Source organism: Pelagibacterium limicola (assembly GCF_015694405.1).
GTDB classification, from domain to species: domain Bacteria; phylum Pseudomonadota; class Alphaproteobacteria; order Rhizobiales; family Devosiaceae; genus Pelagibacterium; species Pelagibacterium limicola.
In genome coordinates this window covers 87,072-109,948 of sequence record NZ_JADQDB010000003.1, presented here as the reverse complement: position 1 = coordinate 109,948, position 22,877 = coordinate 87,072, and the positions used below count along the sequence as shown (strand labels likewise).

Sequence of the window (22,877 nt, the reverse complement as noted above, 5' to 3'; positions counted from 1 at the left end):
GAAAGGACCATGCACCACCCTGCTGACAGCCCGCGTCAGGAACCGCGCTCGCGCCATTCGGCATACCATTGGGCGGCAAGAATCGCCCGGCGGTTGCCATACCGGTTTGCTGTCAGTTCTGCGGCATTGATCCGCTCAGTCCTGAAATGCCGGAAGGCCTTACGCAGGGTGCACCATGCCGCGACGATCTGCTTGTTCTCGTAAAAGGCGAGCTGCACGGGCCAGATTTCGCGCGACGAGCTGGAACCCTTTTCGTCGCTGTAATCGATCCACAGCGCCTTTTCCCGCCGCATCGCTTCGCGCACGAGGCCGAGCAGGGGGAGGGGTGCATAATCGCCCGACACGCGAACAGGCCAGAGCCCGGTATCGGCGATCTTGTCGCGCAAATCCTCCGGTGAGGCCGTGGCGATCTTTCCCAGCGCGTTCTTTGCCGCCAGCGAGAGCTCGGTATCGGGCTGCGCCTCGACCCAGCGAGCGCCCAGCACCAGCGCTTCGAGCTCTTCTGCTGAGAACATCAGCGGTGGCATGAAAAAGCCCTGCCTCAGCATGTAGCCCACCCCCGCTTCGCCATCGATGGGCGCGCCGAGCCCGATCAGCGTCTGGATGTCGCGGTAAAGCGTGCGGACTGATACGCCCTGTTCCTCTGCAAGCGCGGCCGCGGTCACCGGGTGCCGGTGACGGCGCAGGGCGTCCATGATGGAAAAAAGGCGTTCGGTCTTGTCCATGAGGCGCACAATGCGCGAAGCCCCCCATCCATTTCAATCTCGATTGCCAAGCGCGAGCGCACAACTCACACTTGCCTTCCACGCGACTCAGTGAGGGAGAGGGCATATGTGGGTTCTGATCGTCGGCCTCGTTCTGTTTCTGGCCATCCATTCCGTCCGTATCGTTGCACCGGGCTGGAGGGACGCCCAACTGGTTGCCCGTCCCGGAACCTATAAGGGCGCCTATGCAACGCTTTCGGCTGTCGGGCTCGTCATGATTGTTGTGGGCTACGCCATGGCGCGGCCCGAGAGCGGCTTCGTCTTCTCGCCGCCGGGCTGGGGGAGGCACCTTGCCGGTCTCCTGACCGTGCTCGGCTTTGTTGGCATCGCCGCCGCCTATGTGCCCACCGGGCGGATCAAGGCGACCTTGCGCCATCCCATGCTGATTGGCGTGATGCTCTGGGCATTGGGCCACCTCCTCGTCAATGGCGACTTGGTCTCGCTCATCCTGTTTGGTGCGTTTCTGATCTGGACCGTCGCCGATCTCGTCTCGCTCAGCCGCCGGGACGATCCGGCCCCCGTGGCCGGTCCGGTGCTCAACGATGTCATTGCTATCGTCCTTGGTGTTGCGCTCGCCCTGATTTTTGCGTTCTGGCTTCACGGACCCCTGATCGGCATTGCGCCATACGGCTGAGAAAAGCCCTGGCTTTCAATTGCAATCGCGCGGCCGGGCCACTATTGTCCGGCCGAATTTCATTGAGCCCAGGGCGTACCCATGAGTGATGACTCCTTTCTGCGCGAAGTCGAAGAGGAACTGCGGAGCGACAAGCTCAAGGCGTTCTGGAAGCGCTACGCGCCGTTCATCATCGGTGGGGCGGTCCTGATCGTCCTGGTCGTCGCGGCCAACGAGGCCTGGAAATGGTGGCGCGATACTTCGGCCGCCAATGCTTCGGAGCGTTACTATGCCGCCGTCGCGCTCGCCGACCGTGGCGACCTCGGCGAGGCACAAGCTGCGCTCAAGGCAATCGCCAACGAAGGTCCCGAGGGTTATGCGATCCTCGCCCGTTTCCGCGCCGCGGGGCTTCTGGCCGAGCAGGGAAATGCAGACGCTGCGATTTCCGCCTATGACGCCCTCTCGTCCTCGCTCAACGAAATCCGCCTGCGCGAGCTCGCGCTGATCCTCGGGGCCTATCTCGCCGTCGATCATCTCGATGTCGCGGGCGTCGAAGCGCGTGCCGGTTCGCTCACCGGCGAGGAGAATGCGCTGCGCAACCAGGCTCGCGAAGCGCTTGGCCTGGCCTATTACAAGGCCGGCGATTACGAGGCAGCGCGCCAGAATTTCGAGGCGATCGCCGCCGATCCGGCCGCTAGCCAGGATATCCAGATGCGGGCATTCGTATACCTCGAACAGCTTGCATCCGCCGGTGTCGCGGTGAACGAGGAACTGCTGGTGCCCGAAGGCGAACTCGACCTTGGGCTCGAACCCGCTGACGATCCGTTCGCGACCCCCTCCGAATAGGCGCGCCATGACCGTCACCGTCGCCATCGTAGGCCGCCCCAATGTCGGGAAATCGACCCTGTTCAACCGGCTGGTTGGCAGGAAGCTCGCTATTGTCGACGACACCCCCGGCGTCACGCGCGACCGCCGCGAAGGGCCGGGGCGCATCGGCGATCTGACCTTCAATCTGGTGGATACCGCCGGCTATGAAGACGCCAATGACGACAGCCTCGAAGCGAGGATGCGGCAGCAGACGGAGATGGCCATTGCCGAGGCCGACATCATTCTCTTCATGATAGACGCGCGCGCCGGGGTGACCCCGACCGACGAGCATTTCGCGCGCCTCCTGCGCCGCGCCGACAAGGACATTCATCTCGTTGCCAACAAGGCGGAAGGCCGGGCCGCCGACGCGGGGCTGATGGAGGCATATAGCCTCGGCTTCGGCGAAGCGATCCCGTTGTCCGCCGAGCACGGGCTGGGACTCGCCGATCTCTATACGATCATTTCGCAGGCGGTGGACAAAGCCGAAGCGGAAAAGGCGGAAGCCGAGCGGCAGGAAGATTTCGACTACGAGATGGTGCAAAAGCCCGCCGTCGACGTCGATGTCAACGAGGAAGAAGGCGAGGACCAGGCTGGCGACACCGCGCCCATGCGCTGGGACCCCAACCGCTACCTCAACGTCGCCATCGTCGGACGGCCCAACGCGGGCAAGTCGACGCTCATCAACCGTATGGTCGGCGCCGAGCGCCTGCTGACCGGCCCCGAAGCCGGGATCACCCGCGATTCGATCATGGTCCCGTGGGAATGGGACGGCCGCGTCATTAACCTCGTCGATACCGCCGGTATCCGCCGCAAGTCCCGCGTGCAGGGCAAGCTCGAGAAGCTCTCGGTGGCCGATAGCCTGCGCTCGATCCAGTACGCCGAGGTCGTCGTGCTCCTGCTCGACGCGACCATCCCGTTCGAAAAGCAGGACCTTGCACTGGCCGATCTCGTCGAGCGCGAGGGCAGGGCCATGGTCATCGCGATCAACAAATGGGATCTCGTCGAGGACAAGAATGCCAAGCTTGCCGAACTGCGCGAGCAGTGCGAGCGGCTCCTGCCGCAATTGCGCGGTATCCCGATGGTGACCCTGTCGGGTTTACAGGGGCGCAATATCGACCGGCTGATGAAGGCCATCTTCGATATCGAGCGGGTGTGGAACGTCAAGATCAGGACGGCCAAGCTCAACCGCTGGCTGGCGGCACTGATCGACCACCACCCGCCCCCGGCGGTCTCCGGCCGGCGGCTCAAGCTCCGTTACATGACACAGGCCAAGACGCGGCCGCCGAGCTTCATTGTCTTCGCTTCTCGTCCCGATGCGCTGCCGACGGCCTACCAACGCTATCTCGTCAACGGCCTGCGGCAGGATTTCGGGCTGTTCGGCACGCCTATTCGGCTATGGGTGCGCGGTGGGAAGAACCCGTACGTGGATGAAGCGGACCGGTAAGCCTGGAAATCTTTATTGAACGAAATGAACGAAATGAACGAAATTCGTATAATTCGTTCAGTTAAATATTTGCCGCGCTCTGTCGAACCCCGTCCACGTGCATCCAGTCAACCGGCGAATATCGCGCCGGTTGAGATGACGGGAATATTTGCACCCTAAGCCGGAATAGCCTCGTCGATGCGGCGTCCTGTGGCAATCGTCGGACCCGACGCGTTCAGTTGTTCGACGGCAAACCCTGCGGCTGCTTTGTATTTTGCCATGAAATCCCGGCGTTCGTCGGGAGGGATGATATCGTCGATATTCTCGAAAATGCCGCCACAGCGCTCATCGACCATGTTGAGCAACCCGAAAGGTCCGGCGCTGCGATTGCGCAGAATAACCTCAGATATCGGACCGCAGAGCTTCTGGTCGTAGGCGGACAACGCAGCCTGTGTCACACCGTGCGCCAGTATGGAAGCGCCAAGTATGCGCGCATCGATGATCGCCTGGCTCGCGCCGTTGGAACCGGTGGGATACATCGCATGGGCGGCGTCCCCCAGTAGCGCCACGGGTCCATCCTGCCACGTATCGACCGGGTCGCGATCGATCATCGGGTTTTCGTAAGCAATGTCGGCGCGGCCGAGGAGGTCCGGAACGTCGAGCCAGTCGTAGCGCCAATCGGCAAAATGCTCGATGAACTCGCTGACTTCGACGGGCCTGAACCACCCGGAATTCTGCCAACCTTCCGAATTATCGACGGTACGCTCAGCGATCCAGTTGATCGTTGCGAGTCCTGTTTCCGGGTCGGCCGGCGAAATCGGATAAAAGACGATCCGGTGTTTGTGGGTGCCGAGCCCGATAAAAGACGATCCCGTCCGGATCGGGCGTGCCTTGGTCGTTCCACGCCACATGATGGCGCCGCCCCAGTTGATGGGCGGTTGGTCGGGGTGCATCTGCGCCCGCACGGCGGAATGGATGCCGTCGGCGGCTACAAGCAATGCGCCGCGATCCTGGATAACAGAACCGTCAGCCGTGTTGACTGCGATAGTGACGGACCGGTCCGCACCGATCGCATAACCGGTCACCTTGCAACCGAGCCTTACGCAATCGGGCCCTGCGCGCTCGACCAGCTTGCGGTACAGCAGCATGTGCAATTGGCCGCGATGGACCGAGTATTGCGGCCATTTATAGCCGGCGAGTAGCCCGCGCGGCTCGGAATAGATATCGTTGCCATTGAGACCGACAAGCGCCCATTCCTTGGAGGGAACACCGATCGTATCAAGGTCTCCGGCCCCGATGCCGAGGTCGTACATCTCGCGCACGGCATTGGGCTGCAGGTTTATCCCCACGCCGAGGGGCGCAAGCTCGCGAACGGATTCATAAACCGTGAATGGTACGCCAATCTGATCCAGCGTCAGGGCCAAGGCCAATCCGCCGATGCCGCCACCGGCGATAAGAACCCGATTTTCCACTTAGCCGGTCCCCCTGGTACTTCTTCGGGCAACGGCCCGAGCGTTTATTGTTATGCTTAGTAGCAAAAGCTGGCGGGATGGCCAACCTATTCGACGGCGTAGAGGTCAATCTGCACCATGGTGGCCAGGCGCGCGCCGGTGCCCACGAACATCGTCCGGTTGACCCAAGCATAATCGGGGTGCCCGGTTGTCAGCCTCGCGGCCGTCCGCATGTAGTAGGAGTCCGGGGGACAGATTTCGCCAGCCGCGAGCTTGCGGATGACATCCTCCGGCCCGTGTCGGAATCCGAAATTGCGGATTTCGATGACTGCACCGTCATCGGTTTCGAAGGCATAGTGGGCGTCCAACTCTGCAACGCCTCCCTCGAAAACCGATTGCCAATCGGCGCCGATCGGCAGGATCCGCCCATTGATATTGGGACCGTGGACCCGCCCGCCGGTGATCGGAATGATCCGCTTCGTGCCGTTAAGCGTTTGCCCGGTGGCCACCGGCGGCGAAAGATCGACCTCCAGCGTGCAGAAATAGTCGAGGCCGGGCGCTGGCAGAAGGGGCATCGTCAATCTCCCGGATTGCCGCGATTAAAGCGGCTCTTCGTCCTTGAGGACGTCCACGCGCATCCCGGTCTTTGTGTAGGCTGGGGAAACGAGGTCGACCATCTTGGGCGCGATCTCATCGGGAGAGGGCAGGGTGGCCGGATCCTCCCCGGGCATCGCCTTGGCACGCATCGCCGTACGCACCTGGCCTGGATAGAAGATGTTGACCTTGACGTTGGTTATGGCCATTTCACCAGCATAGCTCTTGACCATTGCATCGAGAGCGGCCTTGGAAGCGGCATAAAGGCCCCAATAGGGTTTCGCCGACAGCGCAGCGCCCGATGAGATGAAAACTGCGCGCCCGGCATCTGACTGGCGCAGGAGCAGATCGAGCGAGCGGATCAGGCGGTAATTGGCCCCGACATTGACTGCAAAGACCTTCTCGAACTCCTTGGGTGCAATGTGCGGCAAAGGCGAAAGCACACCCAACACACCCGCATTGCCGATCAACCCGTCCAGATGTCCCCAGCGCTCGAAGATCGCCGCGCCCAACCGGTCAACGGCATCGCCATCGGTTACGTCCATCGGAACCAGGGTCGTCGAAGAGCCAAGCGCCTGGATTTCGTCGTCGAGATCCTCCAGCCCTCCCACCGTACGCGCAATCGCGATCACGTGCGCGCCGCGTGCTGCGGCGTTCTTGGCGGCGGCATAGCCGAGCCCTCTCGAGGCCCCGGTGACCAGCACCACGCGGCCGGCCAAGTCTTTTTGCTCGGTCATATTATACGGCTTCTCTCAGCATGGAGACTCTCTTGGGGTCGCTCTTGTCGCGCCCTTCGAGATCGGTAAGCGGCGTCGGATAATCGCCAGTAAAATAGTGGTCTGTGAACTGCGGGGTCTTGGGATTCCGCTTCTCGCCGCCCACCGCGAGATAAAGTCCGTCTATGGAGAGGAACTGCAGGGAATCGGCGCCGATATACCGGCCCATTTCCTCCAACGTCGCATACTGGTTGGCCAGCAGCTTCTCGGGGTCGGGCGTATCGATGCCGTAATAGTCCGAATGAAAGATCATGGGGCTGGCAACACGAATATGAACTTCGCTCGCCCCGGCATCGCGGATCATCTGGACGATCTTGAGCGAGGTGGTACCGCGCACGATGGAATCGTCGACCAGCACGACGCGTTTGCCGGCGATTTCAGCACGGTTTGCGGAGTGCTTGAGCTTGACGCCAAGCGCCCGGATCGACTGTGTCGGCTCGATGAAGGTGCGCCCCACATAGTGATTGCGGATGATGCCATATTCAAAGGGAATACCTGACGCCTGCGCGTATCCGAGTGCGGCGGGTGTGCCGCCATCGGGCACCGGAACCACGACATCGGCCTCGACGGGCGCCTCCTTGGCGAGGTTGATGCCCATGTTCTTGCGCGCGGCATAAACCGAACGCCCGGCTACGACCGAATCCGGTCGGGCGAAATAGACATACTCGAACAGGCATACCCGTTCACGGCGGGGCTTGAAGGGCTTGAAGCTGTCGATGGTGATCTCGCCGTCGCGCTGGATTTCACAGACGATCACCTCGCCGTTTTCGACATCGCGCACGAACTTGGCGCCAATGATGTCGAGGGCGCAGGTTTCGGAGGCAAAGATCGGCTTGCCGTCGAGATCGCCCAAGACCAGAGGGCGGATGCCGTTGGGGTCGCGCGCGCCGATCAGCTTGGTACGCGTCATGGCGACCATCGCGTAAGCGCCCTCGACGGCGCCGAGCGCATCGATAAACCGGTCGGCCGAACCGCTGCGCTGCGAGCGCGCGATGAGGTGCAACACCACTTCGGTGTCCGACGTGGACTGGCAGATGGCGCCCTGCGCGATCAGCCGCTTGCGCAGCGAGAGCCCGTTGGTGAGATTGCCGTTATGGGCAATGGCGATGCCCCCGACTTCGAGTTCTGCGAACAGCGGTTGCACGTTGCGCAGCACGGTCTCGCCGGTCGTCGAATAGCGCACATGGCCCATGGCGATGTTGCCGGGGAGGCGTGAGAGCGTTGCGGCATCTGTGAACTTGTCGCCGACAAGCCCAAGGTGGCGTTCGGAGGAAAAACGTGAACCGTCGAATGAAACGATGCCTGCCGCTTCCTGCCCGCGATGCTGGAGGGCATGGAGCCCAAGTGCGGTAAGGGCAGCGGCGTCTTCATGCCCCAAAATGCCAAACACGCCGCACTCTTCGCGCAGCGTGTCGCCGTTCATTTCGAGATCGAGGCCGGTCATTTTGTCTGTCGTCGCGTGAGGCTGGCTCAAAGTTTCCACCGTGGCTGGCGAGGACTGATATTTATCGCGGGGATTACGCCCCGCTGCCCGTCAAGTCAACATAACACGGCGGAAGACTTGCGCCCATCACGCGAGGGTGACCAAAGGCCACAGGTCGCGTATCAGGCCTGCGGATCGTTGGCGCCTTCCTCATTGACAATCGTCTCGCTCGGCACCGGGGGAACGCCATCTTCCGGCGCGACACCGCGCTGCAGGATATCGTTGACCTGCTCCTCGAGGTTTTCGGGCAAGAGCGCGATGAGCCGGTCTCCGAGACTTTCGAGCGTCGGCAGGGTTTGCGCCTGCGCAGCCCAATCCGGCAGGTTGGTGCCCAGGAGCCACTTGCCGAAAATGACGACGACGACGGCGATCAGGATGCCGCGCAGCGCGCCGAACACAAAGCCGAGCGTACGGTCGAGCGGCCCCAGCCGGCTATCGGTAATCCAGTCCGCGATCCGCATGGTAAGCAGGTGCAGAACGATGAGCGCGACGAGGAAGCTCGCCACGGCCGTGGCCACATCCGCCCAGATATCAGGGGTGATATACTGGCGCGCAATATCGGGGTGGTAGAAGAACATGTAGGCGGCAAACGCTGCCGCGCCGGCCCATGTGATGAGCGAAAGCACTTCGCGGGTCAATCCGCGCGTCGTCGCCAGCAGAGCCGAGACCAGAACAAGGATACCGACACCGATGTCGAAAGCGGTCAGCATAGGGGATGTCTCCACCAACTCCGGAATTGGCTCCGTTTAGCGGCTAAATGTGTCAAAGCCAAGCGTTTGCTTGGAATTATGCAAGGGAAATCAGTTCGTCCCGGTGGGCGCCCTCTGCCCACGTTGTAGCGAACGGACCGCTAGTCCTCATCCCCTGCGACCTGGGGGCGGCGATTGGCGGCGATGCGCCCCACCAATTCGGCGAGCGCGGAAAACTCATTGATGGCCACGCCGTCGGCACGATCGGCCCGACCGAGACGGGCGGTGTGGACCGAACCGAAGCCCAGCTTGGCCGCTTCGCGTATGCGGAGATTTGCGTGAACGACCGGGCGGATGCCGCCAGAAAGGCTGACTTCACCGAAATACACCGCATCAGCAGGAAGGGGGGCGTTTGTGAGGGAGGAGATGAGCGCGGCTGCGACGGCAAGGTCGGCCGCCGGCTCGTTGACCTTCAACCCGCCCGCTACGTTCAGATAGATATCGTTCGCCCCGATCCGCACCCCGCATCGGGTTTCAAGCACAGCCAGCACCATCGAGAGCCGAGCGGAATCCCACCCGACCACCGCCCGCCGGGGCGTGCCGAGGGGGGAGGGAGCGACGAGGGCCTGGATTTCGACGAGCACGGGGCGTGTGCCCTCCACGCCAGCGAAAACGGCCGATCCTGCTGCGCCGCTGTCGCGCTGGTCGAGGAAAAGTGCGGAAGGATTGGGCACTTCGCGCAGGCCCGAGCCCGCCATCTCGAAGACGCCGATCTCGTCGGTCGCGCCGTAGCGGTTCTTGACCCCCCGCAGGATACGGTAGGTCAATGAGGTATCGCCCTCGAAATAAAGCACCGCATCAACCATGTGCTCGACGACGCGCGGGCCTGCGATCTGCCCGTCTTTGGTGACGTGCCCTACCAGCACGACCGCGGCCCCGGACTTCTTGGCAAAACGGGTCAAGGCCTGCGCGCTGGTGCGGACCTGGGTCACGGTACCCGGCGCGCTCTCGACGCGTTCTGTCCAGCAGGTCTGGATCGAATCGATGATGACGAGGTCGGGCGCATCACCCTCTTCTATGGTTGCAAGGATCGTCTCGACATGGGTTTCGCTGGCCAGTTCCACTGGTGCGTCTGCGACGCCCAGCCGCGAAGCACGCAGGCGCACCTGTGCGATAGCCTCCTCGCCGGAGATGTAGATGACGCGCTTGCCTTGCCGCGCCAGCGCGGCCGCCGCTTGCAGGAGCAGGGTGGATTTGCCGATTCCCGGATCGCCGCCGACGAGAATAGCCGATCCCATGACGAACCCGCCGCCCAGCACGCGGTCGAGTTCACCATTACCGCTGACGATGCGGATGGCATCCTCGCTTTCGCCCGAAAGCGCCACAAGTTCCACCGGACGACCAGATGAAACCGCCGCCTTGGGACCGGCGCCGACGCCTGAGGACGCGATTTCCTCGACAATCGTGTTCCACTCCCCGCAGGCCTCGCACCGCCCCGCCCAGCGGGGGGTGATGTTGCCGCACATCTGGCAGATATAGGTGCTGCGCGCCTTGGCCATTCAGCGCCCCGCGCCGCCGCGGGCGGCACACCGTTCGGCCAGTCCGCGCACCGTGTTCCAGTTACGCGCAGTCACAACCCCCGAGCGCTTTTCGATGATCCGGGGGAGCCGGAGGCTCTGCGTGTGGTCCTCGCCATAATCGACGATGAGGTGCATTCCCTGGACATGAATTCTTTCAGGCCCCTCATGATCCCCAATCCAGCCGAAATCGGGCCGCGCACCGAAAAAGAAATAGACGCCCACCCTTTCCGGCCGTTGCGCCGCAGCATCGGGGAAGGGATCCGATCTCAGAATATCCTTCAATGTACCGGGCTTGCGCACGATGGCGTTGTTGTTCTCGCCAAGCCCCAATTGCCGCACGATCCGGTTCATGGCCTTAGTCATTTCTGCAAGCGTCTTCCCGCTTTCGACGATCATGTTTCCAGTCGCGACATAGGTTTCCGGGGCCCCGAACCCTTCGGCCTCGCACGCCGCCCGCCAGTCCGCCATTGACATTACCTTGTGCGTCATCGGGCCGATTGCGCGCAGCAAGACGACGTACGCGCCCATCGCTATACCGCCTCCAGACCGAGATTCCTTTGCCGCACCATAGGAACGAATTCTACTTCGTCAAGAACAAAATATGAACATCATTCGACCGAAATGCCATCCGGCACGTTTTCGTAGCGCCGCGGAAAGCGCCCGTTAAGCGATGTCAGCACCTCGTAGCTTATTGTGCGCGATGCGTCGGCAACATCGTCGATGCCGATGGTGGAGCCGAGGATTTCGACCAAATCTCCCGGCTGGATGAAGCCTGGGACGTCCGTGATGTCGACGGCGGTCATGTCCATCGATACGCGGCCGAGCACCGGGGCAAGGGCGCCATTGATTGCGACCTTGCCGCCCATCTGGCCGCCGATCCCTGAAAGCGCGCGGGTGAATCCGTCTGCATAGCCGATTGCAATGATTGCGAGCCGCGTATTGCGCACGAGGCGATGCAGGGCACCGTAACCCACGGTTTCTCCAATCCGCGCTTCCTTGATCTGCAGGATCGGCACCTCCATGCGGATGACCGGCGCCATCGGATTGGCCCGCCCGTTGACCGCCCGCCCACCAAAGACCGCAATGCCGGGGCGGACCATGTGATAGTGATAATCCTTTGAGGCCATCAGCCCCGCAGAATTGGCGAGCGATGCCGGCGTATCGGGGAAAAGGTTGAGAATGCCCTGAAAGAGCCCATTCTGCTTGCGGGTCATCTCGTGGCTGGGTTGGTCCGCACACGCAAAGTGGCTCATGATCATCTGCGGTTCGAACCGGGTCTGCTCAATCTCGCGCTTGACCAGTTCGGCCTCCTTGAGCCGAAAGCCGACGCGATTGAATCCGGTATCGAAGTGCAGCGCTGCGGGAGCAGCCTGGCTCCGGTTGAGGCAGAAATCGAGCCATTCGGTCAATTGCCCCATCGAGGCCAGCACCGGCATCAGGTTGTGCGCCGAATAGTCGGCCGCGGTGCGCGGCACGAGCCCGTCGAGGACGAAGATGTGTGCCCGCGGCAAAGCTGCTCGCAGCGCTACACCTTCATCAGGCGTCGCCACGAAAAAAAAACGCGCCCCGGCCTTGTAGAGCGTGCGCGAAACTGCCTCCAGGCCCAGCCCATAGGCATCAGCCTTGACCACCGCAGCGGTCAAGGCACCGCCCGATACCTTGTCGAGCGCCTTCCAGTTACGTGTGATCGCCCCCAGATCGACGGTTATTCCGCCGCCGAGAATTGTCTGGTTGGTTGCCATTCGCCCTCAAAGACTGCGCATAAGCGCCATCAATCATGCCGTGTGGGGAGATAATCCTCGCGCGCCAGATTCGAGAAGCGTGTCAGATTCGCTTCGAAATGCAACTGAACGGTGCCGGTGGGGCCGTGGCGCTGCTTGGCAATGATTATTTCGGCCCGCCCGTGGATCTTTTCCATCTCGGCCTGCCACTCAAGATGCTCCTGCGTGCCCTCCTTGGGCTCCTTGTTCTTGAGGTAGTATTCGTCACGGTAAACGAACAATACGACGTCGGCGTCCTGCTCGATCGAGCCCGATTCACGAAGGTCAGCCAGTTGCGGGCGCTTGTCCTCGCGGCTTTCGACCTGACGGGAAAGCTGGGAGAGCGCGATGATGGGCACCTCGAGTTCCTTGGCGAGTGCCTTGAGACCGGTGGTGATCTCGGTCAACTCCTGCACGCGGTTTTCGTTGGCCTTTCGCGATGATCCGGAAAGCAGTTGCAGATAATCGACAATCAACAGGTCGAGGCCCTTTTGGCGCTTCAAACGTCTCGCGCGTGCCGCCAACTGGGCAATGGAGATGCCGCCCGTATCGTCGATAAAGAGCGGCACCTGCTGCATGAGTTGGGAAACGTCCATGAGCTTTGCAAACTGGCTCTCATGGATATTGCCGCGTCGGATATCTGAGGAAGAAATCTCTGCCTGCTCTGCCAGAATACGGGTCGCCAGCTGCTCAGCGCTCATTTCGAGCGAGAAAAAGCCGACTACGCCACCATTGACGGTTTTCATGTGGCCATCGGGCAGGGGCTCGGCCTTGTAGGCGCGGGCAACGGCGAACGCGATATTGGTCGCGAGCGAAGTCTTCCCCATCGCGGGACGCGCCGCGAGGATGATAAGGTCCGAACGCTGGAGACCGCCCATGAGGCGATCGAGATCGGTCAAGCCTGTCGCGGTGCCGGAAAGCGAGCCGTCGCGCTTGAACGCTTCGCCCGCCATGTTGATGGCTTCGGTCAGCGCCTGGCTGAAGCCCAGGAAGCCTCCGTCGTAGCGGCCCTTTTCCGCGAGGTCGAAAAGCCGCTTTTCGGCTTCCTCGATCTGCTTGGTCGCGGTGGTTTCGACCTCGGCATTGTATGCGCTGTCGATGACCTCCTCGCCAATGAGGATCAGGTTGCGGCGGATCGCAAGATCGTAGATGGCCTGGCCATAATCGGCCGCATTGAGCACGGTCGTGGCTTCTGCCGCCAGCCGGGCGAGATATTGTGCCATCGTTACGCCCTCGATGAGGTCGTCGGGCAGATAGGTCTTGGCGGTGACAGGGGTGGCGGTCTTGCCCGTTCTTATGATCTTGCCGCAAACTTCGTAGATATCGCGGTGAATGGCTTCGTAGAAATGTCCGGGCTCGAGAAAGTCCGACACACGGTAGAACGCCTCGTTGTTGACCAGGATCGCGCCCAGAAGCGCTTGCTCCGCCTCAATGTTGTGCGGGGCAACCTTGTATTTCGGCTCAGATTCGGTCGGTACGGGCGCAAGCCGCCTTACAGCTTCCATGGTGGTGTCGGTGTCCTGATGCGTTAAAAAGGTCTTAACGCGATGGTTTGGGCTTGCAATCGCCAAGCTCGAATCCGGGTGATTCCAAGGCGAAAATTTTGATCCACCACGGCAAATTCGACTCGGTGGAAAGCCAGTGGGAATTATGGGGATAATTCGGACAAAAAAGAAGGCCGGACTTGGCAGTCCGGCCTCAAATTGTGTCGGTTGGCTTCAAAGCCTACGCAGCAGGCTCTTCTTCTTCGGCCGCAGCGTACTCGTCCTCGTCCATATCGGCGAGGGAGACAAAAGCCTCTTCCTCGTCGTTATAGTCTTTGCGGGCAAGGTTTTCGCCCTTTGCCTGGCGTTCCGCCTCATCCGCCGAGCGGGCGACGTTGACGGTAACCGAAACGGTCACTTCGGCGTGCAGCTGGATGGCCACGATATGCAGGCCAACGGTCTTGATCGGCGCGCCGAGATCGATCTGGTTGCGTTCGACCTTCTCGCCATCGGCAACAAGCGCGTCGGCGATGTCGCGGGCAGAAACCGAGCCGTAAAGCTGGCCGGTCTCGCCAGCCTGACGGACCATGACGACAGTCTTGCCGTCGAGCGAAGATCCGGCTTTTTCCGCTTCCGAGCGGCGCTCGGCATTGCGGGCTTCGATGGTCTGGCGTTCGGTCTCGAACTTGGCGCGGTTGCCTTCCGAGGCGCGAAGCGCCTTGCCCTGCGGAAGCAGGAAGTTGCGGGCGAAGCCGTCCTTTACGGATACTTCGTCGCCGATACCGCCGAGGCGGCCGACGCGTTCAAGCAGGATAACTTTCATTGTATTTCTCCAATGCTGTCCCGCTCCTGTTTTGGGAGGAACGGTTAGAGGATGCAGACCATTCCGCATCCCCAACGGATGACGCCGCTTTAGTTCACGGCGTAGGGCAGGAGGCCCAGGAAGCGGGCGCGCTTGATGGCGCGGGCCAGCTCACGCTGCTTCTTGGCCGAAACGGCGGTGATGCGCGAAGGCACGATCTTGCCGCGTTCGGAAACATAACGCTGAAGCAGGCGGACATCCTTATAGTCGATGGCCGGCGCGTTGGCGCCCGAGAACGGGCAGGTCTTGCGGCGGCGCTGGAAAGGACGGCGGGCCTGCGAGGTGGTGAGATCACGAATAGCCATGTGTCAGTACTCCTCAGGCCTTAGAAACGGCGCGGGCCGCGCGGACGGTCGCCACCGGGGCCACCGCGCTCGGGACGGTCGTCACGGTCACGCTTCTGCATCATCACCGACGGGCCGTCTTCATGGGCATCCACGCGGATGGTCATGAAACGCAGCACGTCTTCATTGATGCGCATCTGGCGCTCCATCTCGGCAACGGCGGCAGCCGGGGCTTCGATGTTGAGCAGCGTGTAGTGCGCCTTGCGGTTCTTGTTGATGCGGTACGAGAGCGACTTGACGCCCCAGTATTCCGACTTGGCGACCTTGCCGCCGTTTTCAGCGAGAAGGTCGGTATAGGTCTTGGTCAGATCTTCAACCTGCTGCGCGGACACGTCCTGGCGCGACAGAAAGATGTGCTCGTAAAGGGGCATGGAAAGCCTTTCCTCAAGCGTTGAATCAACACGTACCCATCGGCGCGGAGCCTCTTTGAAGCCTTCGGAAAAGGCAGCAAAGGTTCTACTTCAAGAGCGGGAACACGGGAGGCCAGACCCAAATCCAAAAGGTCTTATCCGGCAAAGCCGAACCCTCCGTTCAGCCCCCGGCCAAACGAATACGAGGCGGTGTGTATAGCGGAGAGGGCCGGAAGGCAAGGAGAAACTGGGGGTGTTCTGTCGCATGTTGTTTTGTCTCACGGGCCGCACCGAGAAAATCATGACGGGCTCGATCTTTTGGCCTCGCGCCGGCGGGCTGCGCCCTATGACTTTCACTGGCCCTCCGACGGGGCGCGCGAAAACCCTCGGGTCGCGCCCGAGGGCAGGCTCTGCACGGGGTCGTCGCGATGCTCCTCCTTCCCGTACTGCGGCATCGATTGTCTCCATTCGTGGCCTAAAACTCAAATCGTCATCCTTGGGCTCCACCCGAGGGTCCGCAATGGTTTCGCTTGCACCGGTGGAAGCGTGTCCTCCCTGATGCTGGAGCCGCATGGCGGGTCCTCGGGCGGAGCCCAAGGATGACGGCAGTGGGGTGGAGGGCTTGTGGGCAAACAGTTGGCGCTCCTCTGCGTTGTTGCGGCACCTCATGGGTCCTCGGGTCGAGCCCGAGGATGACGAGGGGTGGGAAATGGGGGGGCCTCTCATGCAGGCGCGTCCAAGCGCCCGATGGCGTTGAGCCTCGGGGGATGATGGCAGTCGAACAGGCATGGGGCGATGAACGCTCCGCACTCTTTTAGTCTAGTATGAAGCGATCATCGCCCCAGGCATCCGGGATTTTAGGCTTATGGCGGCTTGCTCGGGCTGGGGATTGTTGGGAGCCAATGGCTCCCGCTGCCCCTCCGGGTTTCCCCGGTGCGACGTGGGAGAGTCACACGGGACCGTTCTTCTGGCCCGCACCCCTCACATGTTATCCACATCCGGCCATCCGTCCGCTTTGGACCTCCGCTGGGACGACTCCCATCGGACCCGGACCGACGCGGTTGTCTGGGCCGGCCCAGGGGGTAATCCGCCCTGAACCCTTCCATCCAACCTCCCGCCACACGTTCGTTGCGCATGCGTTCGGCGCGGGGTCGTGAGGGCAGTATGGCGCGAGTGGAGAGGGCGGGGATAAGAATTGTTGCGTTGTACTGGTTTCCGCTTTCGACGCAATCTCTGTCATCCCGTGATCACTGACGGCTGTCCGAAAGCCGTCGTTCTTTAGCTGCTAACGCAGCAGCCCGTTCAAATGCTTGAACGCCGCCTCAAAGCGGTCCTTCGTTTCGTCTGAAACCTTGGGCCACAGCTTGTCTAGCTGCTCGGTGAAGTAGCGCGCCGGGCGGTAGTGCCCGAAGGAGCCGGACTTCATCGGATTGTCCGCCAACCAAGCCTCAATGGCCCGCAGGGTGCGAGGCTCCTTCGCGTTTAGCTTGGTCTTAGTGATCTTCTCAGGCAGTTGCCCAACGAACTCCCCGTTCACCAGGTCGATGTAGAAGGCACGGTCGAACATGTCCTCCACGTCTGCCTCGACGGTACCGGTGAAGTCGGCGTAGGTCGAAACCTGCTTCTTGGTGAGCAGCTTCTTCTTGTAGAGGTCTTCGATGAGCTGCTTGTCGCTGTTCTGAATGTCCAGCAGCGTGGCCACGTTCATGCCCTTTTGGGAGCCAAGCATGGCAACGAACGTCGGGACCTTGCCGCTTCCACCCACCGGAGTGATGACCCAGTCCTCCGACAAGCCAGTCCTACCTTCACGCTCCAGCTGTGCAGACACTGCGCGGAGGTAGAGCATATCGGCGACGCCCTCTACGACCAGTGAGTTGGGGCCTATAAATAGAGTCTGTTGGATTTCGTACCCCAGAGCACCCTGTAACGGGAACAGGCTGTCGTCCGTGGCGTCGAACACGTTAGCCAGCACTTTTGTCCCGTCCTCATCTTTGGGCAGGGCTTCAGTGGCGTCGATTCCCAAGTCCTGCACAATGCGCACGCGCCCGAACTTGGTCGAGTCGATCATGAACGGTGAGTGCGTGGTGTAGAGAAGCTGGTGTCCCGACAACTCAGCGTCGAAGTACCTCAATAGGTCGGCTTGGGCGCGGCCGTGCAACGACAAGCCAGGCTCATCGAGAAGCAGAATCACGTTCTCACCCTTACGCTTTACATCTTCGTACCAAGCGAGGAACGAGAAGAACCAGACAAACCCACGCGAGCGATTCCGCAGCGGGGTCGTGGCCCAGTGCACGGTGTCGTAAACCTCGCCCCAGACATTCACACCCTCCCGCATGCCCTCAGGGTCCTCGGCGCGGGCATCGCGCACGTCGAAGCGCATCTGAATGTGCCGATTCTGCGACCAGTACTTAACGATGCGTTGGGTTAGGTGGTTGCCCGCACCCTCCAACTTGTTCTTGAGTTCGGTCGTGTTGTTGGTGGACACGAGCTTGCGATGGTCGAGGCGGGCGAGATTGATGAGTCCGATGAGTGGGTAGTCCGAATCCAGAAGGTCTCCACTATCCTCGCGCGTGATGAGGGCATTCAGGTTGGCTTGGCCCTCCATTTGATAGTACTCATCGAAGTAAAGGAACTTTGGCACCCGAGGCCAAATCAGATTGTGATAGATGTAAGAACGAACGCTTCCGCTCTTAATCACCTTGGCGACGAGCGACTTGAGCGCCGTGACAGCGTCGGTAGCCTCTGCCTCATCGAGCGCCGTGGAAAATGCCTGCCAGTCCGCCGCTCCAAGTAGCTGGGCCTTCAAATCGTCCGTCAGAGCTGAATTGTTGGCAAGGTGCTTCCGCGCAGCCGCTTCGTCGCAACTGAGGTAGCCCATGCTGGAATTCTTGCCGTAGTAGCAATCGCGGGTGAAGGTCGGCGCGATAAAGGCTTTAGGTCCGAAAACTTCGCTTATCGCGTCGAAATCATTCTGCTCAAGTTCGTAAGTACAACTTACGACGACAGCCTCGTCCCGCTCACCCTTCTCGACTGCGAAACGGTAGTCCTCCACCTCACGCTTCGGATAATCATAGGTTTCATCAAAAACTGCGTCCTTCGCACGAATTGGATTCGTCCGATACAGCGCGTCTAAGATTGTGGTCTTGCCCGCCTCGTTTTTCCCAACGAAACAGGTGGTCTGATTATCGACCTCAATCTTCCCCGAGTCCCAGATGCTGCGGAACTCGCGGACTCTGAACTGCTTCAGCTTCATCTCACGCCCCCTGTTTCTTTGCCGGTCGGTATTTGCCCACAGCATCTATGAAGGAACAGAAGTCGAACGGCAAGACTTACGACCTGCTGACCTATTCTGATCAGTCAAGTGGGAAGATCGGCAGGAAATCAACACCGACCAACCGATGGCCGCCGGTAAGAGTATTTGCTGGAATGGCGTATCTGCGCGTCAGACTTGGAAAAGCTCGGTGTGGGAGCAGAGGGCTCTGAAAACGCGCGCGCACAGGTTTGGCACATCGTGCAGTTGACCATCCGGCGTTTTCACAACGACCGCCTCAGGCATGTCGGACCAAGTGACATTGCCTACCAAATAGGATCCGTCGCAAAAATGTTGCCCCCTTTCCCCTAACCAGGTGCTCAGCACGAAGTCCCACCAGTCCGGACTTCGGATGGCGGGTTAGCTCGACGTGCTTGCCTGCGTTGGCAATGGCCCGAATCGTGTGGAAATCGGGGACCTTCGCCGCGATCTCCTCCGAGACGTCATGTACTGTACGGCCCCGAACGTGGGCCACCACATCCGCGAAGTGGTACAGAATGATGCAGGATGAAATGGCGAGGTCGTAGGCGGTCGGCTCCGCTTCAAGGCGACGGCAGAGCGGCCCGACCAATTCTTTCATGTATACTTGAGGGTTAGAGAAAGCCATGGGTGGAGCATACTCGAAGCCGACCAACTATTCCATGAGGCATCATCACCGACGAAGCTCGTGGGCCATGTGAAGGGCAGCTTTCCCGGCGTAGTCGCCTGAAACTTGCCCGTCCGCTCTCCACCCCGTTCAAGCCGATAGGGTCGCGCGGTGTGCCGTGATCGAAGATTGGCAGGAGTCGACCCCATTTCGGTCGATTGATCGGAATGATATCTGCGACGTAAGCAGATATCAGGGGGCAGGCTCAATGAAACTTGAAAAATCCTTTATCCCCTCAGTGGAGCCTGGCGCTCGTTTGGAGATCGTTACCGCGAGGCCCCAGGGCGAAGGTCCTCATCCAGCTGTCGTGTTTAACCATGGCTCGACCGGAAGGGGGCAGAACAAATCCCTCTATTCTAGAACGGTCGCTCCTGCGGTCGTGGCAAACTACTTCGTGGAGAGGGGATGGATGGCACTGTTCCCTCAACGGCGGGGAAGGGGAAAATCTGGCGGGGGATACGGTGAAGGTCTTGCTACAGATGGATCTGGCTATTCCTGCGACGTTGATATCGCGGTCTCGGGCTTCGAGCGAGCCGCTGAGGACATCGATGCCGTAGTCAGCCATCTGCGCAGCCGATCCGACGTAGACCAGGAACGGCTGGTTATCGGGGGCGTGTCACGCGGCGGCATATTGGCCATCGCATATACCGGGATGAGGCCGAACACGTTTCGCGGCTCGATCAACTTCAACGGGGGATGGCTGGGGAGGGGTTGCCCGAGCCATGAAATCGTCAATCCACTGCTTTTCGAGCGTGGCGCACGTGCCGGTATTCCGACCCTATGGCTGCATGGCAGCTACGATCAGTACTACCGGATAGCGCATTGCCGAGGGAATTTTGACAGGTTCCAATCTGCGGGCGGGCAAGGAAAATTTGTAGCAGCACCGATGGGCCATGCACTGATGTTCAAGCCTGCGCTTTGGAGTGAGCATGTCGACCAATACTTGCAAGAGATGGCCGAGTAAGCCTCTAAAAGGGCAGCTTCGCGATCTGCCAGGCTAAGAGCCGACTGCCCGCTTTCCACCCCGAATAGGACGCAAGGACGTTTGCCTTCAGCGCACCACGAGCACGGGGGTGGTCGTGCGCACGAGAACCTCGGCGGTCTGGCTGCCGAGCAGAAGCTTGCTCAGGCCCCGGCGGCCGTGCGACGCCATGACGATCAGATCGATGCCATGCTCCTTGGCGGCGCGCACTATGGCTTCGGCCGGCACATTCTCCGTCTCGCGCAGAACCTGCAGCGGAACGCCGAGTGCGCGGGCCTTTTCTTCGGTCGGCGCCGATATCTTCCGGAAGCGGGCCTCCATCTGTTCCTCGTAACGATCGAGCGGGTTGGCGACTCCGCCATTGGCCGCCGCTTGCAGATCCGAAAGCGATATGGGCTCGTTGACGAGCAGCAGCGTGGCTTTCGCGCCGAGCACCTTGGCGAGCACCAGCCCGTGTTCGACGCCCTTGGCGGCGAGTTCCGAACCATCGGTCGTCAACAGTATATGGGAATACATGGCCAGCCTCCTGAGCAATTGCCGCTCCTATGAACCCTTGAATACGTCGCCGCAGCGACCGGCGCCTTGACTTCGGTCAACTGCCGGGCGGATCCGATTATCCGCAGCTTTGTTGGGCTCCCGCCTTGACACTGCGCGGCATTGCGGGCAGTTGCGCGGCCCATCACCGCGCCATAAAGTTCCGTCAATAAAGAACAATCGTTCGGAGGGATCATGAGCAAACCTGCATTCACCTTCCCCGGCCAAGGTAGCCAGGCCGTCGGCATGGGCCGCGATCTCGCCGATAATTTCGTCGAAGCCCGTGAGGTGTTCGCCGAAGTCGACGATGCGCTGGGCCTAAAGCTCTCGGCGATCATGTTCGAGGGCCCCGAGGATACGCTGCGGCTCACCGAGAATGCCCAGCCCGCGCTGATGGCCACATCGATGGCGGTGATCCGGGTGCTGGAAGCCCGGGGCGTAACGGTGGCCGGTGCCGCCAGCTATGTCGCCGGTCATTCGCTGGGCGAATATTCCGCTCTTTGCGCGGCCGGCACGTTTTCGCTCTCCGACACCGCGCGGCTCCTGCAGATCCGCGGCCGCGCCATGCAGCAGGCCGTGCCGGTGGGGCAGGGCGCCATGGCAGCGTTGCTGGGGCTGGAGATGGACGACGTGAAGGCGATTGCCGCGGAGGCCGCACAAGGCGAAGTCTGCGACGTCGCCAATGACAATTCTCCGGGACAGGTCGTCGTCTCGGGTAACCTCGCTGCGATCGAGCGGGCTATCGAACTCGCCAAGGGCAAGGGCGCCAAGCGCGCCCTGGCGCTGCCCGTGAGCGCGCCGTTCCATTGCGCGCTGATGGCGCCGGCTGCCGAGGCGATGCGTGAGGCGCTCGCGGCAGTCGAGATGAAGGCGCCGGTGGTGCCGGTCGTCTCCAATGTCCTTGCGCGACCGATTTCCGATCCCGGCGAAATCCGCAACCGACTTGTCGAGCAGGTTACGGGCATGGTCCGTTGGACTGAGAGCGTGAGCTGGCTGGCCAAGGATGCCGGCGTAAGCGAACTTTATGAACTGGGCACCGGGAAGGTCCTGACCGGACTTGCCAAGCGCATCGATCCCGGCCTGACCGCTCAGGCCGTTGGGACGGCAGAGGACATCGAAGCCTTGATCGCCGCGCGTGGCTGAGGCTCAAGAAGAAAAGAAGGTAGCCATCATGTTCGACCTCACCGGTAAAAAGGCATTGGTCACTGGCGCGAGCGGCGGCATCGGCAGCGCGATCGCCAAGGCGCTCGCGGCCCAGGGGGCTGAAGTCGCGCTCAGCGGAACCCGCATGGGCGCCCTCGAAGATGTCGCAAAAGGCATTTCGGGCAAGACCCATATCCTGCCCTGCAATCTTTCCGATCTCGACGCCGTCGAGCGCCTCGTCCCGGACGCGGAAGCCACCATGGGCGGACTCGATATCCTCATCAACAATGCCGGCATGACGCGCGACAACCTCTTCATGCGCATGAAGGACGAGGAGTGGGACGATGTCCTCAAGATCAACCTCACCGCGCCCTTCCACCTGACGCGCGCAGCGGTGAAGGGCATGATGAAACGCCGCTTCGGCCGCATCATCTCGATCACTTCGGTCGTCGGTGTCGTCGGCAATCCTGGCCAGGGCAATTATGCCGCAACCAAGGCGGGCCTTGGCGGCATGTCCAAAGCGCTCGCATACGAAGTCGCGAGCCGCGGTGTTACCGTCAACATGATCGCCCCGGGCTTCATAGCCTCGGCCATGACCGACGAACTGAACGAAAAGCAGCACGAAACCATTATGCAGAAGGTGCCTGCCGGTCGCCTCGGCACAGCCGACGAAGTCGCCGCCTGCGCGGCGTTCCTTGCCAGCGATGCCGCCGGCTATATCACCGGCCACACGCTCAATGTGAATGGCGGGATGGTTATGCTTTAGAGCGAGGAAAGGGCTTGCGTTGACAGGCGTTGGCGATATGGTCATCGCCAAGAAAGTGTGTTAAGTGCGCCGGCACATTGTGGCCGGACAGCGAGGAAGAGAGCCAAAAATTCTTTGTCCCGGCACTGCGGTGGAGCTGATTGAAAAGCTTGTGTTTAGGTTCCCCGCTGAAACAATGCCCAAGATCAACAAACGATTGTCTGAAAAAAGGAACTCAGTATGAGCGACATCGAAGATCGCGTCCGCAAGATCGTCGTGGAACACCTTAACGTCGAAGCCGACAAGGTCACCGAAAAGGCCAGCTTCATGGACGATCTGGGTGCGGATTCGCTCGATCAGGTCGAGCTCGTGATGGCTTTCGAGGAAGAGTTCGGCGTGGAAATCCCCGACGACGCCGCCGAATCCATCCAGACGTTCGGTGACGCTGTCGCGTTCCTGACCAAGGCAACCGCATAA

Annotated in this window: 22 protein-coding genes; 7 read left to right on the top strand and 15 right to left on the bottom strand. The window is 61.1% G+C overall.

Annotation, left to right across the window (positions count from 1 at the left end; translation table 11 throughout):
- Nucleotides 1-35: 35 nt before the first annotated feature.
- The gene (locus I2G20_RS06680; protein WP_196258925.1) at nucleotides 36-725 is read right to left on the bottom strand and encodes a helix-turn-helix transcriptional regulator; all 690 of its coding nucleotides are present in this window, start codon (nucleotides 723-725) and stop codon (nucleotides 36-38) included.
- A 106-nt stretch (nucleotides 726-831) separates the two neighbouring features.
- Between I2G20_RS06680 and I2G20_RS06675 the strand changes: the two genes are divergently transcribed.
- The 3 genes from I2G20_RS06675 to der all read left to right on the top strand — a co-directional run bounded on the left by I2G20_RS06675 (nucleotide 832) and on the right by der (nucleotide 3,688).
- Nucleotides 832-1,398, top strand: a complete 567-nt coding sequence (locus I2G20_RS06675) for an NnrU family protein (protein ID WP_196258924.1) — start codon at nucleotides 832-834, stop codon at nucleotides 1,396-1,398.
- 81 nt (nucleotides 1,399-1,479) lie between these two features.
- Nucleotides 1,480-2,223: a tetratricopeptide repeat protein gene (locus I2G20_RS06670; protein ID WP_196258923.1), complete on the top strand. Its 744-nt coding sequence runs from the start codon at nucleotides 1,480-1,482 to the stop codon at nucleotides 2,221-2,223.
- Nucleotides 2,224-2,230: 7 nt separating this feature from the next.
- The gene (gene der / locus I2G20_RS06665; protein ID WP_196258922.1) at nucleotides 2,231-3,688 is read left to right on the top strand and encodes a ribosome biogenesis GTPase Der; all 1,458 of its coding nucleotides are present in this window, start codon (nucleotides 2,231-2,233) and stop codon (nucleotides 3,686-3,688) included.
- Nucleotides 3,689-3,843: 155 nt separating this feature from the next.
- On the opposite strand, the gene I2G20_RS06660 is transcribed toward der, so the two are convergent.
- The 13 genes from I2G20_RS06660 to I2G20_RS06600 form a co-directional block, all read right to left on the bottom strand.
- On the bottom strand, nucleotides 3,844-5,139 hold the full coding sequence (locus tag I2G20_RS06660; RefSeq protein ID WP_196258921.1) for an FAD-dependent monooxygenase: 1,296 nt from the start codon (nucleotides 5,137-5,139) through the stop codon (nucleotides 3,844-3,846).
- A gap of 86 nt (nucleotides 5,140-5,225) precedes the next feature.
- Entirely contained in the window at nucleotides 5,226-5,693 is a 468-nt protein-coding gene (locus I2G20_RS06655) for a DUF3237 domain-containing protein (protein WP_196258920.1), read from the bottom strand.
- A 24-nt stretch (nucleotides 5,694-5,717) separates the two neighbouring features.
- A complete protein-coding gene (locus I2G20_RS06650) occupies nucleotides 5,718-6,449 on the bottom strand; it encodes an SDR family NAD(P)-dependent oxidoreductase (protein ID WP_196258919.1) in 732 nt (243 codons plus the stop codon).
- Nucleotide 6,450: 1 nt separating this feature from the next.
- Entirely contained in the window at nucleotides 6,451-7,932 is a 1,482-nt protein-coding gene (purF, locus tag I2G20_RS06645) for an amidophosphoribosyltransferase (RefSeq protein WP_196258918.1), read from the bottom strand.
- Between the two features lie 161 nt (nucleotides 7,933-8,093).
- On the bottom strand, nucleotides 8,094-8,681 hold the full coding sequence (locus tag I2G20_RS06640; protein ID WP_196258917.1) for a CvpA family protein: 588 nt from the start codon (nucleotides 8,679-8,681) through the stop codon (nucleotides 8,094-8,096).
- A gap of 140 nt (nucleotides 8,682-8,821) precedes the next feature.
- Nucleotides 8,822-10,219, bottom strand: a complete 1,398-nt coding sequence (radA, locus tag I2G20_RS06635; RefSeq protein ID WP_196258916.1) for a DNA repair protein RadA — start codon at nucleotides 10,217-10,219, stop codon at nucleotides 8,822-8,824.
- Nucleotides 10,220-10,768 carry a DUF1697 domain-containing protein gene (locus I2G20_RS06630; protein ID WP_196258915.1) on the bottom strand — a complete coding sequence of 183 codons (549 nt, stop codon included), beginning with the start codon at nucleotides 10,766-10,768 and terminating at the stop codon, nucleotides 10,220-10,222. It lies immediately after the preceding gene.
- Between the two features lie 80 nt (nucleotides 10,769-10,848).
- Nucleotides 10,849-11,982 (bottom strand): alanine racemase, encoded by a 1,134-nt coding sequence (alr, locus tag I2G20_RS06625; protein WP_196258914.1) that lies wholly within the window; start codon nucleotides 11,980-11,982, stop codon nucleotides 10,849-10,851.
- Nucleotides 11,983-12,011: 29 nt separating this feature from the next.
- Complete coding sequence (locus I2G20_RS06620; protein ID WP_196258913.1) at nucleotides 12,012-13,505, bottom strand: replicative DNA helicase; 1,494 nt, start codon at nucleotides 13,503-13,505, stop codon at nucleotides 12,012-12,014.
- A gap of 220 nt (nucleotides 13,506-13,725) precedes the next feature.
- Entirely contained in the window at nucleotides 13,726-14,307 is a 582-nt protein-coding gene (gene rplI / locus I2G20_RS06615) for a 50S ribosomal protein L9 (protein WP_196258912.1), read from the bottom strand.
- Nucleotides 14,308-14,396: 89 nt separating this feature from the next.
- A complete protein-coding gene (rpsR, locus tag I2G20_RS06610) occupies nucleotides 14,397-14,651 on the bottom strand; it encodes a 30S ribosomal protein S18 (protein WP_207747564.1) in 255 nt (84 codons plus the stop codon).
- 20 nt (nucleotides 14,652-14,671) lie between these two features.
- A complete protein-coding gene (gene rpsF, locus I2G20_RS06605; RefSeq protein ID WP_196258911.1) occupies nucleotides 14,672-15,061 on the bottom strand; it encodes a 30S ribosomal protein S6 in 390 nt (129 codons plus the stop codon).
- 1,264 nt (nucleotides 15,062-16,325) lie between these two features.
- Nucleotides 16,326-18,293 carry an ATP-dependent nuclease gene (locus I2G20_RS06600; protein WP_196258910.1) on the bottom strand — a complete coding sequence of 656 codons (1,968 nt, stop codon included), beginning with the start codon at nucleotides 18,291-18,293 and terminating at the stop codon, nucleotides 16,326-16,328.
- Between the two features lie 911 nt (nucleotides 18,294-19,204).
- On the opposite strand from I2G20_RS06600, the gene I2G20_RS06595 reads away from it, so the two are divergent.
- Nucleotides 19,205-19,960, top strand: a complete 756-nt coding sequence (locus I2G20_RS06595; protein ID WP_196258909.1) for a dienelactone hydrolase family protein — start codon at nucleotides 19,205-19,207, stop codon at nucleotides 19,958-19,960.
- A gap of 87 nt (nucleotides 19,961-20,047) precedes the next feature.
- On the opposite strand, the gene I2G20_RS06590 is transcribed toward I2G20_RS06595, so the two are convergent.
- Nucleotides 20,048-20,494 (bottom strand): universal stress protein, encoded by a 447-nt coding sequence (locus I2G20_RS06590; protein ID WP_196258908.1) that lies wholly within the window; start codon nucleotides 20,492-20,494, stop codon nucleotides 20,048-20,050.
- Between the two features lie 213 nt (nucleotides 20,495-20,707).
- On the opposite strand from I2G20_RS06590, the gene fabD reads away from it, so the two are divergent.
- The 3 genes from fabD (at nucleotide 20,708) to I2G20_RS06575 (ending at nucleotide 22,877) form a co-directional block, all read left to right on the top strand.
- Nucleotides 20,708-21,655: an ACP S-malonyltransferase gene (gene fabD / locus I2G20_RS06585; protein WP_196258907.1), complete on the top strand. Its 948-nt coding sequence runs from the start codon at nucleotides 20,708-20,710 to the stop codon at nucleotides 21,653-21,655.
- Nucleotides 21,656-21,683: 28 nt separating this feature from the next.
- Entirely contained in the window at nucleotides 21,684-22,421 is a 738-nt protein-coding gene (gene fabG, locus I2G20_RS06580; protein ID WP_196258906.1) for a 3-oxoacyl-[acyl-carrier-protein] reductase, read from the top strand.
- 219 nt (nucleotides 22,422-22,640) lie between these two features.
- On the top strand, nucleotides 22,641-22,877 hold the full coding sequence (locus tag I2G20_RS06575) for an acyl carrier protein (RefSeq protein ID WP_090595791.1): 237 nt from the start codon (nucleotides 22,641-22,643) through the stop codon (nucleotides 22,875-22,877).